Origin of the sequence: uncultured Altibacter sp., from assembly GCF_963972995.1 — a bacterium.
Taxonomy (GTDB): Bacteria; Bacteroidota; Bacteroidia; order Flavobacteriales; family Flavobacteriaceae; genus Altibacter.
Genome location: NZ_CAXAXI010000018.1, coordinates 16,652 through 31,368 on the forward strand (window position 1 = coordinate 16,652; position 14,717 = coordinate 31,368).

12 protein-coding genes are annotated in these 14,717 nt (G+C 43.7%); all 12 read right to left on the reverse strand.

Annotated features, from left to right (window positions below):
- Window positions 1–191: 191 nt before the first annotated feature.
- The 12 genes from AACZ11_RS08795 to prmC all read right to left on the reverse strand — a co-directional run bounded on the left by AACZ11_RS08795 (window position 192) and on the right by prmC (window position 14,716).
- Window positions 192–3,530, reverse strand: coding sequence for a T9SS type A sorting domain-containing protein (locus AACZ11_RS08795; protein WP_339832175.1), 3,339 nt, complete (start codon window positions 3,528–3,530; stop codon window positions 192–194).
- 179 nt (window positions 3,531–3,709) lie between these two features.
- Complete coding sequence (locus AACZ11_RS08800) at window positions 3,710–4,528, reverse strand: SDR family oxidoreductase (protein ID WP_290625561.1); 819 nt, start codon at window positions 4,526–4,528, stop codon at window positions 3,710–3,712.
- A gap of 49 nt (window positions 4,529–4,577) precedes the next feature.
- Window positions 4,578–6,230 (reverse strand): DNA repair protein RecN, encoded by a 1,653-nt coding sequence (gene recN, locus AACZ11_RS08805; protein WP_290625563.1) that lies wholly within the window; start codon window positions 6,228–6,230, stop codon window positions 4,578–4,580.
- A 91-nt stretch (window positions 6,231–6,321) separates the two neighbouring features.
- On the reverse strand, window positions 6,322–7,212 hold the full coding sequence (locus AACZ11_RS08810; protein ID WP_290625565.1) for a DUF4835 family protein: 891 nt from the start codon (window positions 7,210–7,212) through the stop codon (window positions 6,322–6,324).
- On the reverse strand, window positions 7,205–8,416 hold the full coding sequence (coaBC, locus tag AACZ11_RS08815; protein WP_290625567.1) for a bifunctional phosphopantothenoylcysteine decarboxylase/phosphopantothenate--cysteine ligase CoaBC: 1,212 nt from the start codon (window positions 8,414–8,416) through the stop codon (window positions 7,205–7,207). The genes AACZ11_RS08810 and coaBC overlap by 8 nt, the downstream gene beginning before the upstream one ends.
- Window positions 8,417–8,420: 4 nt before the next feature.
- A complete protein-coding gene (locus tag AACZ11_RS08820; RefSeq protein ID WP_290625569.1) occupies window positions 8,421–8,756 on the reverse strand; it encodes a DNA-directed RNA polymerase subunit omega in 336 nt (111 codons plus the stop codon).
- Window positions 8,757–8,760: 4 nt separating this feature from the next.
- On the reverse strand, window positions 8,761–9,570 hold the full coding sequence (bamD, locus tag AACZ11_RS08825) for an outer membrane protein assembly factor BamD (RefSeq protein WP_290625571.1): 810 nt from the start codon (window positions 9,568–9,570) through the stop codon (window positions 8,761–8,763).
- Window positions 9,571–9,706: 136 nt separating this feature from the next.
- Window positions 9,707–10,582, reverse strand: coding sequence for a 4-hydroxy-tetrahydrodipicolinate synthase (dapA, locus tag AACZ11_RS08830; protein WP_290625573.1), 876 nt, complete (start codon window positions 10,580–10,582; stop codon window positions 9,707–9,709).
- 50 nt (window positions 10,583–10,632) lie between these two features.
- On the reverse strand, window positions 10,633–11,175 hold the full coding sequence (locus tag AACZ11_RS08835) for a hypothetical protein (RefSeq protein ID WP_290625575.1): 543 nt from the start codon (window positions 11,173–11,175) through the stop codon (window positions 10,633–10,635).
- A 31-nt stretch (window positions 11,176–11,206) separates the two neighbouring features.
- Entirely contained in the window at window positions 11,207–13,201 is a 1,995-nt protein-coding gene (ligA, locus tag AACZ11_RS08840) for an NAD-dependent DNA ligase LigA (protein WP_290625577.1), read from the reverse strand.
- A gap of 74 nt (window positions 13,202–13,275) precedes the next feature.
- On the reverse strand, window positions 13,276–13,866 hold the full coding sequence (locus AACZ11_RS08845; RefSeq protein ID WP_290625579.1) for a TIGR00730 family Rossman fold protein: 591 nt from the start codon (window positions 13,864–13,866) through the stop codon (window positions 13,276–13,278).
- A complete protein-coding gene (prmC, locus tag AACZ11_RS08850; protein ID WP_290625581.1) occupies window positions 13,853–14,716 on the reverse strand; it encodes a peptide chain release factor N(5)-glutamine methyltransferase in 864 nt (287 codons plus the stop codon). Before prmC ends, AACZ11_RS08845 begins: the two co-directional genes overlap by 14 nt.
- Between the last annotated feature and the right edge of the window lies 1 nt (window position 14,717).

Below are 14,717 nucleotides of genomic sequence, written 5' to 3' on the forward strand. Positions count from 1 at the left end.
GAAAAATGTTCTAGCTTCATTAAAAATTCGATAAGAAAACACAAAACATCGATGTATACTTTATTCATGTTAATGAAGAAAATAAATTGAAATTTGAGTAATGTATTGACTTCTATACTGATGTTTAATGAAATAAAGAAAGCAGACCGTAGACCTGCTTTCAAAATAGTAACTAATTAGTCTGAAATAGACTACTCTTTAACAATCTGGTACGTTCCAATCTGTCCGTTTACGGTTGCTTTCAGGATATAGGTTCCTGTAGCAAGTCCCGAAACATCCAATTGCGAACTCGTAGCTCCGATCTTTTGGTTGAGTACTGTTTGACCCAACATATTATACACCGCTACCTGCTCGATGGTATCCAACGCGCTCACCGTCAAGATGTCATTGGCAGGGTTCGGGTAGAAGCTAAAGCCTTCTATGCCGTTCTCATCCACACCCAGTAAGTATCCTTGGATCAAGATATCGGACGCTGCTCCTGTGTTCAATACAAACACATAGTACGCCTGTCCGGCTACCGTATTGATCGAGGCATTCACACCCGGACCACACTGGTTGGTTCCTTGTGGCACTAACGTAAGTTCTGCTTCGGTAGAACTCTCATCCGGAGCGGTATAGAACGTTACCGAACTTGCTCCCGCAGGGTTCAAAATCGTACAAGAGGCTCCTCCGTTGCCTTGAGAGACAAAGTTGTACCAAACTCCGTTGGCTCCGTCTATGTTACATCCCGTCGGGTTTCCGGCCTCTGTCGTTGCAGCAGGCATCGCCACATTAGGATCGGTATAAGGGAAGCCTATCTCATCCACATCTATAGAGTTGGCGATCATATCGTTTGGTGGCGGTACCGGAGTACAGTTCAGGTTCAACGAGAAGTCGCCCTGAGCGCTTCCAAAACCATGTACCAAGATATAGTAGGTCGTACTTCCGTCTCCCTGGAAGGCTACTTCCGACTGAAGACCACAAGTGTCGTCGTTGTCACCAATACAGGTCAACGTACCACAGTCTCCAGAGTACACTGTAAGCTTACTGTCGTAGCTGGTTCCACCATCACAAAGCGATACCACATAGTCGGTAAGCAATCCGCTGGTATCGGTAAAGGTATACCAAACACCCGGAGCGGTGATCGAGGTGTTACACACAGGAGCCGCAGCATCTAAGGTCGCAAAGTTGGTAGAACCTAAAATAGTCTGTCCGCAGCTAATGGTTTCGGCGTTGGCACATTCGTCATTAGCAGCAACCGGGTTACAAGTAACCGACATGGTAAAAGCACCGGAACCTGTTCCGAAGCCTTCCACGGCAATGTAATACGTGCTTACCCCGTCTGAGATAAAGGATACTTCAGACTGAAGGCCGCAAGCGTCATCGTTATTGACAACCACTGTACCACCGCAGGCATCGTATACCGTAAGCATCGAATCGTAGGAAGTACCGGTACACAAAGAAAGCGTCACGATCTCACCCACAACCGTTCCGGTAAATGAATACCACTCATCCGGAGAAGCGTTGAAGCCACCGGTATCGGTATTGTCGGCTGTAGTACCCGTGATTACATCACCACAGGCTACGGGAGTTGCACCCAAACACTGATTGTTAGTAACCGTACAGGTGCCGCTGATAGCGTAAACGCTTTCAAAAGTACCGTTAATGAACCAACTCGCACCACCGTCCACAGTAGCCGCTTGAAAATTTCCTACCGCACTTGCCGAACTTGATTCGATAGCCGATGTTGTATTAGCATTTGTAGAAGGTGTAAGATGATAGGCCAACCAATAGGTAGTCGTGGAAGTTGCTTGTCCATTCAACATAACCGGAGTAATATCAAAAACAATATCTCTTACATCTACTGCACCATTGGTAAAAATAATGGTTTCCGAAGAAGATGCTAGTGTCTCGGTCGCTATGATATTAGCAGTATCAGGTAGACCTGCCGCATCGCCATAAATTGTGAATTCTGAACTCACTGTAGCCCCAGTATCTAATAATACACTTAGCGTAATAGATTCTAAAGATAAGTTGCTATCTAAAGGTACGGTAATGTCATTCGCAATAATCTGATTGGGAGATCCACTCGTGGTATCATCTGTGAAGAACACTTCGAATCCATTACTGGGGTTCATTTCTCCACACATCATGCCGCCACCGCCACCGCCGCACACAAGACCTGTCTCGGTTGTATCTGTACCACCTGCGAGTTGCCCGCTTACAATCACAGTACCACCGCAGGAAATCGTATAGTTAGGCGTATTGTCATTAAACGTACCCATAGACTCAATAAAGAATTCCAATGGCTCGTCTGATGTCGTTACCATTTGAGTATCGCTGTACGGAGGAGCTCCGTAAGGACCACCACTTAACAGAACATTTCCACCGTTATCGCGTAATTCCCAAGTCACTTCATCACCGAAATTCACGGTATCTTCAACAAGCACCGTCCACATACCCGAGCTTCCGCCACCACAGACCAAGCCGGGTTCGGTAGTATCGGTCCCTCCGGCTAATTGACCTGTTACGATAACATTGCCGCCACAGGAAACCGTATATATGGGCGTATTGTCATTAAAGGTTCCCATAGATTCTATAAAGAATTCCAAAGGTTCTCCATTGGTGGTTACCATTTGCGTATCACTATAAGGAGGTGCACCATAAGGTCCACCACTTAAGATCACATTACCTCCACTATCGCGTAGTTCCCAAGTTACCTCATCACCAAAGTTGGCAGTATCCTCAACGGTTACAGTCCAAACATCACCACCACCGCCACCGGCAGTTTCATAGATGATATTTCCGTTAAATACACGGGGAGCGAATGTTGTTCCCGTGAATGGGTAGTTCTTTGCCGCACCTTCTAAAAATTCGATATTCGCATCGCTCGCCCAAACATTACCTACACCGGTTCCATTGGTATACTGGAAACCATTGCCGGTGGTTGGATTTACCGGAGTCACGTAGAAAGCATGTGTCTCACCCGCAAGCATACTATATCCTAAATTCAAATTGAGCGGTGTTGGCACGCCCAAACCGTTGGAAGTGATACCTGTCGCGGTTCCAATCAAGGTCCAAGCCGCAGCATTTCCTTCAAAACCCACATGTGTTCCTGTCTTTGCATAGACTTCTACATCAAATACAGCTGTAGCCTGACCATGCACGTCAAACGATGTAAGAGTTACATCATTCAAGATGTTCAGGTCGAACATGTTACCGAAGTTTCCGTTCCCGCCGGCAAAACCGGTAGATAATACTTCGGTTGGGAGTGAACTTGATGCTCTGGAATTTGATTGATCCAGTATCGCATTCTGGCAATACTCACCACTGTCGGTAAGTACCATTTCTGAAGCTGCCTGCTTGTAATTCTGTGCTCTCTGAGAAGTATTCTCTAGTTTGTAATCAAGCGCCCTTTGTGAAGCAACAACTTGTTTTTTCTGAAGGGGTACCGTTGTTGAAAGTCCCCTTACTTCCGTCCGTTGAACTTTTTGTGCCGTTACTGTTCCAATGAATAGCAACATACACAACAAGAGTGTAATTTTCTTCATAATAATTTAATAGATTAGTTAATATTGTATGGAAGATACAGAATATTGGAATTGGTTGTATCAATATTCGATAACAAACCATTTTTAACGCCCAAAGAAATAGTGCCAAAAAATTGAAAAGAAAAAGCCTTTCTGTATCAGCCAGATACAGAAAGGCTTTTTCATATTAAAAAAACGTTCTATTCCTCTTTCATAAAAGATGTCATGACCTCATTACTAACACCCATATTCGAAAAACCTCCATCGTTGTATAAATTCTGAAGTGTAACTCGCTTAGTAAGGTCACTGAACATGGCAACGGTATAATTGGCACAATCTAACGCAGTCGCATTTCCCAGTGGCGACATCTTTTCGGCATAGGCGATAAAGCCGTCGAAGCCCTTAACGCCTTGACCGGCTGTGGTAGGTGTCGGCGATTGTGAAATGGTATTTACTCGTACTTTTTTATCTTTTCCGAAGAAATATCCAAAACTACGCGCAATGGATTCTAAATACGCTTTATTATCGGCCATGTCGTTATAATCCGGGAAAACACGCTGTGCCGCCATGTAGGTAAGCGCTACAATACTCCCCCATTCGTTCATTGCATTCTTGTTGTACAGAACATTCATGGTCTTATGAAAAGAGACCGCAGAAACATCCCATCCCTTATGGGTCCAATCGTAATTCTGATCTGTATAATGCTTGCCTTTACGCACGTTTACCGACATTCCTATGGAGTGTAATACAAAGTCTAACTTTCCTCCTAGGATTTCCATGGATTTCGCTATCAAATTCTCCAGATCCTCCATACTAGTTGCATCAGCAGGGATAATCTCAGATCCCGTTTTTTCGGCCAAAGCGTTTATTTGTCCCATACGCATTGCAATAGGCGCATTGGTTAATACAAATTTTCCACCTTCTTCGTGTACGCGTTCTGCCGTCTTCCAGGCGATGGAATTGTCATCCAGTGCGCCAAAGATAATGCCTCGTTTTCCTTGTAGTAAATTATATGCCATTGATTAGGTTGCTTAGGTTAATACTTATGGTTTGATTGTAAAGATACATTTAATTCAATAATTCTTTAGCGTGGGCGATGGCCGAATCTGTTACTTCTTTACCTCCTATCATCTGCGCGATCTCGACGATTCGTTCTGCTTCGGTTAATGTCTTTAAGCGGGTAGCCGTCACCGCACCGCTATCCTCCTTATACACTTTTACGTGGTGATCTCCCTTAGCGGCAATTTGAGGCAAATGGGTAATACTAAAGAGTTGCATGGAACGACTCATCGTACCCATGATGGTTGCCATTTTATGTGCGATCTCTCCCGAAACACCGGTATCGATCTCATCGAATATAATGGTAGGTAATCTTTTATAATGAGAAAGCACTGCTTTTACTGCCAGCATGATCCTACTAAGCTCACCACCGGAAGCCACTTTTTTCAGCGGACTAAAAGCCAAGCCTTTGTTTGCGGTAAACAGCAATTCCAGTTTATCGGTTCCATGGTTTCGAAAGGTTTCTGAAGGAGAGAGCTCAAACTTAAATCGCGCATTGGGAAGCCCCAATTCTTTTAAAATTCCTTCTAACTGTTCTTTTAATTTTGGGATCGCATCTGTACGCTTCTTGTGCAGATGATTCGCCTTTTCGAGGGTTTTTTCCTTCTGAGAACGTACTTGTGCTTCAAGTGCAGCAATACGTTCGTCCATGGATACCGTTACATCGATCTTTCCTTCCAATTCTTGTTGCAGTGCCAGTAATTCCTTTACACTAGACACCAGGTGTTTTTTCTGAAGCGCATATAATACCCGAAGTTTTTCTCCTATCTCAAGCAGTTTTTCGGGGTCGGCCTCTACATTTGCTGCCTTTTCTGATAGCGTCTCTTCAATATCCTCCAATTCAATGATCACACTGTTCAACCTGCTCCATAAGGATTCATATTCCGAAGAAAATGTACGCAACTTGCCTAACGCAATACGGGCTTCTTTAGCGGTCTCCAGAGAACCTATGGTCTCTTCAGAGAACAACTGAAGGATACGCGCCAGCGACTCTTGAATATCCTCAGTATTATTAAGGGTCTCATACTGTTCTTCGAGTTCTTGCTGATCGATCTTTTCTAATCCTGCTTGCTTCAGCTCGTTGTATAAAAACGTATTGTAATCAAGGTCTCTGGTGGCATTCTCCTTTTCTGTTCTTGCTTCGGAAAGGGCTTCGGAAAATTGCTTATACGTTTCTACATGGGATTGGTAGTCTTGCAATAATGCGGCATTGCCGGCCAGTGCATCGATCACTTCCAGTTGAAAAGATTCGGAAGATAAGGTTAATGTCTCATGCTGACTGTGGATATCGACCAAATGAGGACCCAATTCCTGAAGTTGTGTCAAGGCAACCGGCGTATCGTTCACAAAGGCCCGAGATTTTCCTCCCGGAAGGATTTCGCGTCGTACGATGGTTCGGGACTCGTAGTCAAGATCATTTTCCTCGAATACAGATTGTAAGTCGTATTCCCCAATACTAAACTCGGCTTCGATTATACATTTCTTGGAGGCATCTTTAACACTACTAATATCGGCACGTTTTCCCAAAACCAAGGCCAGTGCGCCCAGCAAAATTGACTTCCCTGCGCCCGTCTCACCGGTAATAATGGTGAGTCCGCTGTGGAAATCCACACGAATATCGTCGATGAGCGCATAATTTTTTATGGCAAGGGTTGTAAGCACGAATACAATTTAGTACAGCAACCGTAGGTTGCTTAGATAGCTTCTAAAATAGAAGAGTTTTGTTACTCCTGCAAGAAAATCGAGGCGTTGTTTAAAACTTAATTTCAGCCCAGTTGGTACGCTTTGTTGGTGCCATTCTATTTAGATTCTCCACCAAGGATACGATCTCCACTTGTGGCCCTCCGCTAAAGATCGCTTGGATCTCATCGCTTTTCGCATCAAAGAATGTGCGTAGTAAAAAGGAATTTGGACGTCTGTCATTAATGCTTTTAAGCTTCTCGATCGCTTTTATAATCTCAACTTTAGCCTCTTTCGAGTTCTCGTGCATCTTGTCGATCCCCAGACGGTGGTAATCGTACAGCGCATCGTGAAACTCTTTGTAAACATTAGATAATAAGGCATCGTTGTACCGGTAGCGCGATTGTACGCCATCGGTTGCGCGCCAGCCCGAAAAGTTACTGGACGCTGCCGTATTGATGATCTGTTTTGCTACTTCAAAATATTCTTGACCACCATTCAATTCGAAGGTATCTGCATCTAACCCGATGATGGTATAAACGTGATATGCGATCACCGAAATAAGATTACTATCGAAGCTGTTGATATTAAAATTTAGCGGCTGAAACTCAATGTATCTAAAATTGAATTGCTTATCATTATAATTATACACGGGACTATCGTATGTAGAACCAAAGGCAGGACGTGAAGATTGAATTTGCAAAGAAGCCCCAAAAGAATCTCCCGAATATTCGGTAATGATAATGGTCATGTTACAATCAATACGTTCTTGATTGTTATACACCTTATCTGTCCACTTGCTGTTATTGATGAATTCTGTTACCTGTTGCTCCAGTGTTCTAAATACCTGCTGATTGGGTTGTCCGCTCTGCTCGGCGTCTACGGTAACGGTACAATTCAATTCTTGAGCTTGAAGGATCAAGCTGCTACACACTAGGGAACATAAAAATATTAATCTACGCATGGAGTTGTTCTATAATATATTGTAAAATATCGTTTGCGACTTCTGTCTTGGATTTAACTGAAAAAGGAAGGACTTTATTGTCTTTCGATACTAAAGTCACTTTATTAGTATCAGTCCCAAATCCGGCCCCGTCGTCATTCAGCGAATTTAACACAATTAAATCTAAATTCTTTTTTTTGAGTTTCGTTTTTGCATTTTCCAGTTCGTTCTCGGTCTCCAACGCAAAGCCTACTAAAAATTGCTGCTGCTTTCGCGTTCCTAAGGAAGCCAAGATATCATCTGTCTTTTCCAATGACAGCGTAAGTGCTCCCTCTGTTTTTTTTATCTTTTGTTGAGCCACCTGCTTCGGTCGGTAGTCCGCTACCGCAGCACTTAGGATGGCGATATCACAAATATCGAAGTATTTATGAGCCTCATGATACATTTCTTCGGCACTGGTCACTCGTACCAAGCTGAGTCGTTTATCATCGATAGAAAGTGAAGACGGTCCGGAGATAAGGATCACCTCAGCTCCTAGTCTTACAGCAGCTTCGGCAATGGCGTACCCCATCTTTCCACTGGAATGATTCCCTATGAAGCGTACAGGATCGATGGCTTCGTAGGTAGGCCCGGCCGTGATCAATATTTTTTTTCCGCGAAGCGGAAGCGATCTTCTAATAGCAGCTTCCAAGAATGCAACAATTGTCTCGGGCTCTGCCATGCGTCCCTCACCCACCAGACCACTAGCCAATTCACCGTGTTCTGCCGGAATACGAATATTTCCGAAGGAATCCAAGACATCAAATGTTTGTTTGGTAGCGGGATGTTTATACATATCCAAATCCATAGCAGGCGCATAGTAGACGGGACATTTTGCTGAAAGATAGCACGCCAACAAAAGATTATCACTGGTACCATGAGCCATCTTCGAAAGGGTATTGGCGGTAGCAGGAGCGATCACAAATAAATCTGCCCAAAGGGCCAACTCAACGTGGTTATTCCATTGGGCATTTTCATCTTCATCATTCGTAAATGAAGAAAAGACCTCGTTCTTAGAGAGTGTGGAAAGTGTGAGGGGTGTTACGAACTCCTTTGCAGAAGGCGTCATCACCACTTTTACCTTCGCACCTGCCTTCACAAGCAACCGAACCAGAAAGGCCGATTTATAAGCGGCTATACCGGCAGTGACGCCTAAAAGTATATTTTTACCGCTTAGCACAGACATGATCTTATTTTTCTAAGGCTTCGTCCTTGGTATTACGGTAGTAAATTTTATCCTCCAACCATTCTTGAATGGCCAACGCGTGAGGTTTAGGTAATTTTTCGTAGAATTTGGACACTTCGATCTGTTCTTTGTTCTCGAAGATCTCTTCCAAACTATCGTTGTACGTGGCAAACTCATCGAGTTTTTCCAACAACTCCTTTTTAATATCCCCGTTGATCTGTACAGCTCTTTTGGAAATAATAGAGATGGCTTCGTAAATATTCCCGGTGGGAGCATCTACCTTATTTTTATCAATGGTCGTGGTATTGATAGGTGCTTCAGAATTTTTAATATCGCTCATAATCCTAATTTATACTTGTTGTTGCTGTTTCTGACTCCAAACGTTTGTTGATATCGTTCAAGATCTCATCGGCGTCGGCCTTCAGGTCACTATCGCTATAATATTTAATAAAACTGTTATAATAACTCTTTGCTGTGGTCAAGCGTTCGCTCACCAATGCAGGAATACTGTTGATCGCTAACTTATAGGCGGCTTCAAATCTTCCAAAAAAGGCATCCTTACGATAAACAGAACCCGGATTGTCTGTAATAAAATTTTCAAAGGCACTTATGGCCGCTTTATAGTCGGAAACGCGCAAATACTGTGCAGCGACTTCAAACTCTTTCTTTTCTTTTTTTTGTCTCAGTTCTGAAACCAAAGCATTCACCTCGGTACGCTTCTCGCTATTGGGATACTTATTCACAAATTCCTGAAGGCGCTCCAGTGCTTTGTCTGTATCGGTTTGATCCAAAGAGTAACGCGGCGAAAGTTCGTAATAACTTCTCGCCGAAAGATAGGCCGCAGTTTCTACACTGTCGCTCTTTGGATAGGAAGTTTCAAAACGCTCAAATTGATAGCCTGCCAAATAAAAATCCTCTAGGTTGTAAAAGGTATTGGCGTACATATACATCAATTTCTCGGCCTGTGGCTTTCCACGATACGCAGGAACGATCTGCTCCATCAACTGCAATGCTTTTTTATATTTTCCCTGTTGGTACAGCGAATCTGCCATTGCGTACTTGGGTGCTATATCATCTGCGCGCAACACCTTTTGGTATTCGCTACAGGAAACAAAAAACAACGCCATTACTAGAATTAAAAGACTCGCCTTCATATATTTAAAAAACATCGTGCAAAAGTAGTGAATTATACGTGATTATAAAAACTTATTATGCGACTAAAATAGCCGGATTAACCCCCGAAATTACTGGGGTTTTAAAATATGTAACGACAGTTTTCCCTTTTCAGTATTAAAATGACGCTACAAAAGAATCAATTTTTGCTTTCAAGTTGTCACTTACTCCTACCAGTGGTAATCGCACGGTAGGACCGCAGATTCCAAGGGCATTGAACACGGCTTTGACGCCTGCCGGATTTCCTTCGGCAAAGATATAATCGATGGCAGGTGCGATCTTGTAGTGTATTTTATAGGCTTCCTCGGCTTTTTTATCCAATCCCAGGCGAACCATTTGTGAAAATTCCTTCGGAAAGACTTCTCCAATCACCGAAATGACCCCAGCGCCTCCCGCCAATACCATAGGCAATGTGACCATGTCGTCGCCCGATATCACCAAAAAGTCTTTGGGACAGCCGGAAATTAAACGCATCGCCTGAACGATATCGCCCGCCGCTTCTTTGATGGCGACGATACTTTCAAAATCATTTGCCAAACGAATCACAGTCTCAGGAAGCATATTGGAAGCGGTACGTCCTGGTACATTGTAAAGAATAATGGGCTTGGGTGCCATTTGAGCAATCGCCGCAAAATGCTGATAAATACCTTCTTGGGTAGGTTTGTTATACATGGGTGATACCGAAAGAATGGCAGCGAAATGCGACAGATCCCGTTCTTGCATCTCATTGATCACGGCACGAGTATCGTTTCCTCCTATTCCCAATACCAAGGAGATCCTTCCGTTGTTAGCAGATACAATGGTATCGATGACCAGTTGTTTTTCACTTTTGCTTAGGGTCACACTTTCGGCAGTGGTTCCCAACACTACCAAATAATCGATTCCATTTTCAATATTAAAGTTCACCACGCGGGCAAGTGCTTCGGTGTCGATTTCATAATCTTCAGTAAAGGGAGTAACGAGTGCAACTCCGGTTCCAATGAGCTCTTTCATAATTTTCTTATGTTAACGTTATAAACTTCGGTCTAATTGACGTTCGTTTATTAGTTTATTTTATTCAATATCTTTAAATACTTCTTTAGTTCGTCTCTAAAGCCGTTTACGTTTTCCGGCGGTATGGCGATGATCAGATCGTACAATCTGGGATCGGCATGAATGACACCCACTTTAAATTTGGCTTTGCTTGCCGAAACCATGAGGTCCAGAAATTCGTTCGAGCCTTTGTAGTACCCAATAAGCACATCGAAAGGAACATCTAAGAATTCTTGTGCATTTTGATTGTGTAATTCCCCTTTCCATGTAAAGTCCTTATTGTACACTTGATTGTGCCTCAAGGAGGGTAGTTTTCGTTTCGACTCTAAAAAGGAAAACACCTTTACATCTTTTCTCTGAATGCCCAGCGCCGAAGCAAAATCATAGAGGACATCAAATTCTTGGAACTCACTCTCGTCCACCAGAAATCCTAAGCGGGTCAATGGAGCGTTCATCTGCGAAAGATCCCGGTCTTTCAGGTTTTTCTCTGTAAGTTTTTGTAAGGATCTTTGTTTTAATTTTTTCAACATGTCGGTTCCAAAGAAGTAGGGCAAAAATACGATTTTCGCATCGCTTTACGAAGGATCAAACGATCATTTCTAAAAATTCATCTTCAGAAATAATGGGTACTCCCAGATCGTCGGCTTTTGTCTTTTTACTTGGTCCCATATTCTCCCCTGCCACCACGAATTGGGTCTTTCCTGAGATGGAACCTGAAACTTTTCCGCCGTTGTCCTCGATCAATTTTTTCAATTCGTTTCGAGACACTTTTGAAAATACCCCGGATACTACAAAGGTTGCTCCCTTTAATTTATTGGTTTGATTGGCGAGCTTCTCTGCCGAGATCTCCAGTTGCACGCCATACTGCTTTAGACGTTCGATGATCGCTTTATTTTTTTCTTCGGAAAAGAATGCAACCACACTTTCTGCAATACGCTCACCAATTTCATCTACCGTAGTCAAGGCCTCTGCCGAAGCACTTGCCAAAGCGTCAACCGTTTTGTAATGTCTGGCCAATTTCTTTGCTACGGTCTCACCTACATATCGAATCCCAAGCGCAAAGAGTACGCGTTCAAAGGGAATTTTTTTTGACGCTTCGATTCCGGCAATGAGGTTGTCGGCGCTTTTCTCGGCCATTCGTTCCAACGGAATCACTTGTTCTTTGGTCAGTTCATACAGATCGGCATAATTTGAGATAAGGTTGTTATTCACTAGAAGTGCCACGGTTTCTCCCCCCAATCCTTCAATATCCATTGCTTTGCGTGAAATGTAATGTTGAATACGCCCCATGATTTGCGGCGGACATCCGTCAGAATTAGGACAATAATGTTGTGCTTCTCCTTCTTTTCTCACTAATTCTGTTTGACATTCGGGGCAATGCGAAATGTATTGGGTAGGGTTCGAATCCCTTCCTCTCTGCGAAAAATCCACAGCGATGATCTTAGGAATGATCTCCCCGCCCTTTTCTACGAAAACAGTATCCCCTTCCCGTATGTCCAATTTTTCAATCTGGTCGGCATTGTGTAAGGACGCCCGCTTCACAATGGTTCCTGCCAGTTCCACCGGCATAAGATTCGCTACCGGAGTAATCGCTCCGGTACGTCCCACTTGGTAAGTGATCTCATTGAGGACTGTTGAAACCTGCTCTGCCTTGAACTTATATGCCATGGCCCAACGAGGCGCTTTGGCCGTATAGCCCAACTCTTCTTGCTGTTGTAAGTCATTGACCTTTACGACCACACCATCGGTTTCGTAAGGCAATTGATGTCTTTTAGTGTCCCAGTAGGTTATATATTCCATAACCTCCTCCATGGAATGCGCCAATTTTGCTTCAGGAGGGACCTTAAAACCCCATTCCCTTGCTTTTTGAAGTCCCTCGAACTGTGTCTTTATAGTAAGGCGTTCGCCTTTTATACTGTAAAGCAAGCATTCCAACGGACGCTTGGCCACTTCACTACTGTCCTGAAGTTTTAAACTTCCGGATGCAGTATTTCTTGGGTTCCTATATGGTTCTTCACCAATGGCGATTCGTTCAGCGTTCATCTTCTCGAATCCGGCAAAAGGTAAAACGATCTCCCCCCTAATCTCGAAAAGCGGGGGATAATCTCCTTTAAGCTGTAAAGGCACTGATTTGATCGTTTTGATGTTGGTGGTGACATCATCCCCTTGAAATCCGTCGCCACGCGTTACCGCTCGCTTCAATCTTCCGTTCTCATAGGTGAGACTCATGGACGCGCCGTCGTATTTTAATTCGCACGTATAGGTCACCGGACCGTCAATTTGTTTCTGTATTCGTTTTTCCCAGTCCTGAAGATCTTCTTTAGAGTACGAATTATCTAAAGAGTACATCCTGTAGGTATGTGCCACCGTTTCGAAGTTCTTGGTTACTTCTCCCCCAACCCGCAATGTAGGTGAATTGGGATCGTGGTACTCAGGATGTGCAGCCTCAAGGGCTTGCAAGGTTTTCAGCTTTTGATCGAATTCAAAATCTGAAATTGTCGGATTGTCCAGTACATAATAATTGTAATTGTGCTCCCGAAGTTCGTTGCGAAGCTGATGGATCTGCTGTTCGATGTTCATGTAACAAATATAAAATTCCTTCAGAAAAGTAGAAGCGGTTGAACACACAGTTTATAAACAAAACCGTGTACAGTTTAAGTGCGTTCTTCGGTGAGCCAATGTGGGATGGGAGGTGCTTTGAATTGGGACATTTTCTCCAACAACCCATGGAGAGTGGTGTCGACCAAAAGTAATTCGTAGGTTTCCATAGCAACAAACCCCTTTCGCACCATGGTTTCCAAAAGTTGTAACAGGTCATTGTAGAAACCATTAATATTAAGAAGTCCAATAGGCTTGGTGTGTAAGCCAAGCTGCAACCAAGTAAGGATCTCGAACAATTCTTCCAGCGTGCCAATACCCCCTGGCATAGCAATGAAGCCATCACTTAGCTCCTGCATTCTAAGCTTCCGTTCGTGCATATTGTCGGTCGTAATCAGTTGCGTGAGTCCCAAGTGCACCACTTCTTTTTTCTTAAGAAATCCCGGTATCACGCCCGTAACCTTTCCGCCGGCATCCAAAGTAGCCTTCGCAATGATACCCATAACACCTATCTTGGCAGCACCATAGACAAGGGTGATTTCCCGTTGGGCAAATGTTTCACCCAAACGCACGGCGGCATCGATAATAGCCTGATCATTTCCTTCGCTGCTTCCGCAGAAAACACATATTTTTTCAATCGTTGGCATGGATAGTCGCTTTTATCATTCGGTCTTTCCCGAACATATCCTGTTTTATGACAACCTGAGCAAATCCTTCATTGTTAAGCATCTGCCTCATGTCGTTACTAAGATACTCATTAATCTCGAAGTAAAGAACCCCTTGATCGCGTAATCCTTTTTTTGCAAGCTGAGCAATCTTTTGGTAAAACCGTAACGGATTGTCGTTGGGGACAAACAGGGCCGCTTCGGGTTCAAATTGTAACACATTAGGTTGCATGTGTTCTTTTTCCAGTTCCCGCACGTACGGCGGATTGGAAACGATAAGATCGTATGGCTGTGGAAGCTCTCCAATACTGAAGATGTCTTGATGCCGAAAGGTTACAGAAACGTCGTGATACGCTGCATTCTCTTTTGCAATTTCTAAAGCTCCTTCTGAAATATCCATCGCGTCTACTTGGGCCTGCGGAAGGTATTTTGCCAGCGTTACCGCAATACAACCCGAGCCCGTGCCCAGATCCAGCACGGAAACTGTTTCCTCAGTACGATTCTTTTGGAGCTCGAGGATCCATGCCACCAATTCTTCGGTCTCGGGACGCGGAATTAAGGTATGGGAATTCAAGGTAAAAGACAGCCCGAAGAAATCCGTTCTTCCAATGATGTATTGAATGGGTTCTTGTGCTTTAAGCCGAATGACCGCTGTTTCAAATTGTTCTTGTTCAAGAACTGAAATCGTCGCATCAGGCTCCAAAGCGAGTTCCAATCGCGTCTTCTTCAGAATTTCTTCAGAAAGTATGGAAAAGAAGGATTGTACCTCTTCCGAAGGATAGCTTGGCTGTAGTTCAGAAAAAAAGTGTTGTTTAAGTTCAGTAATCGTCACA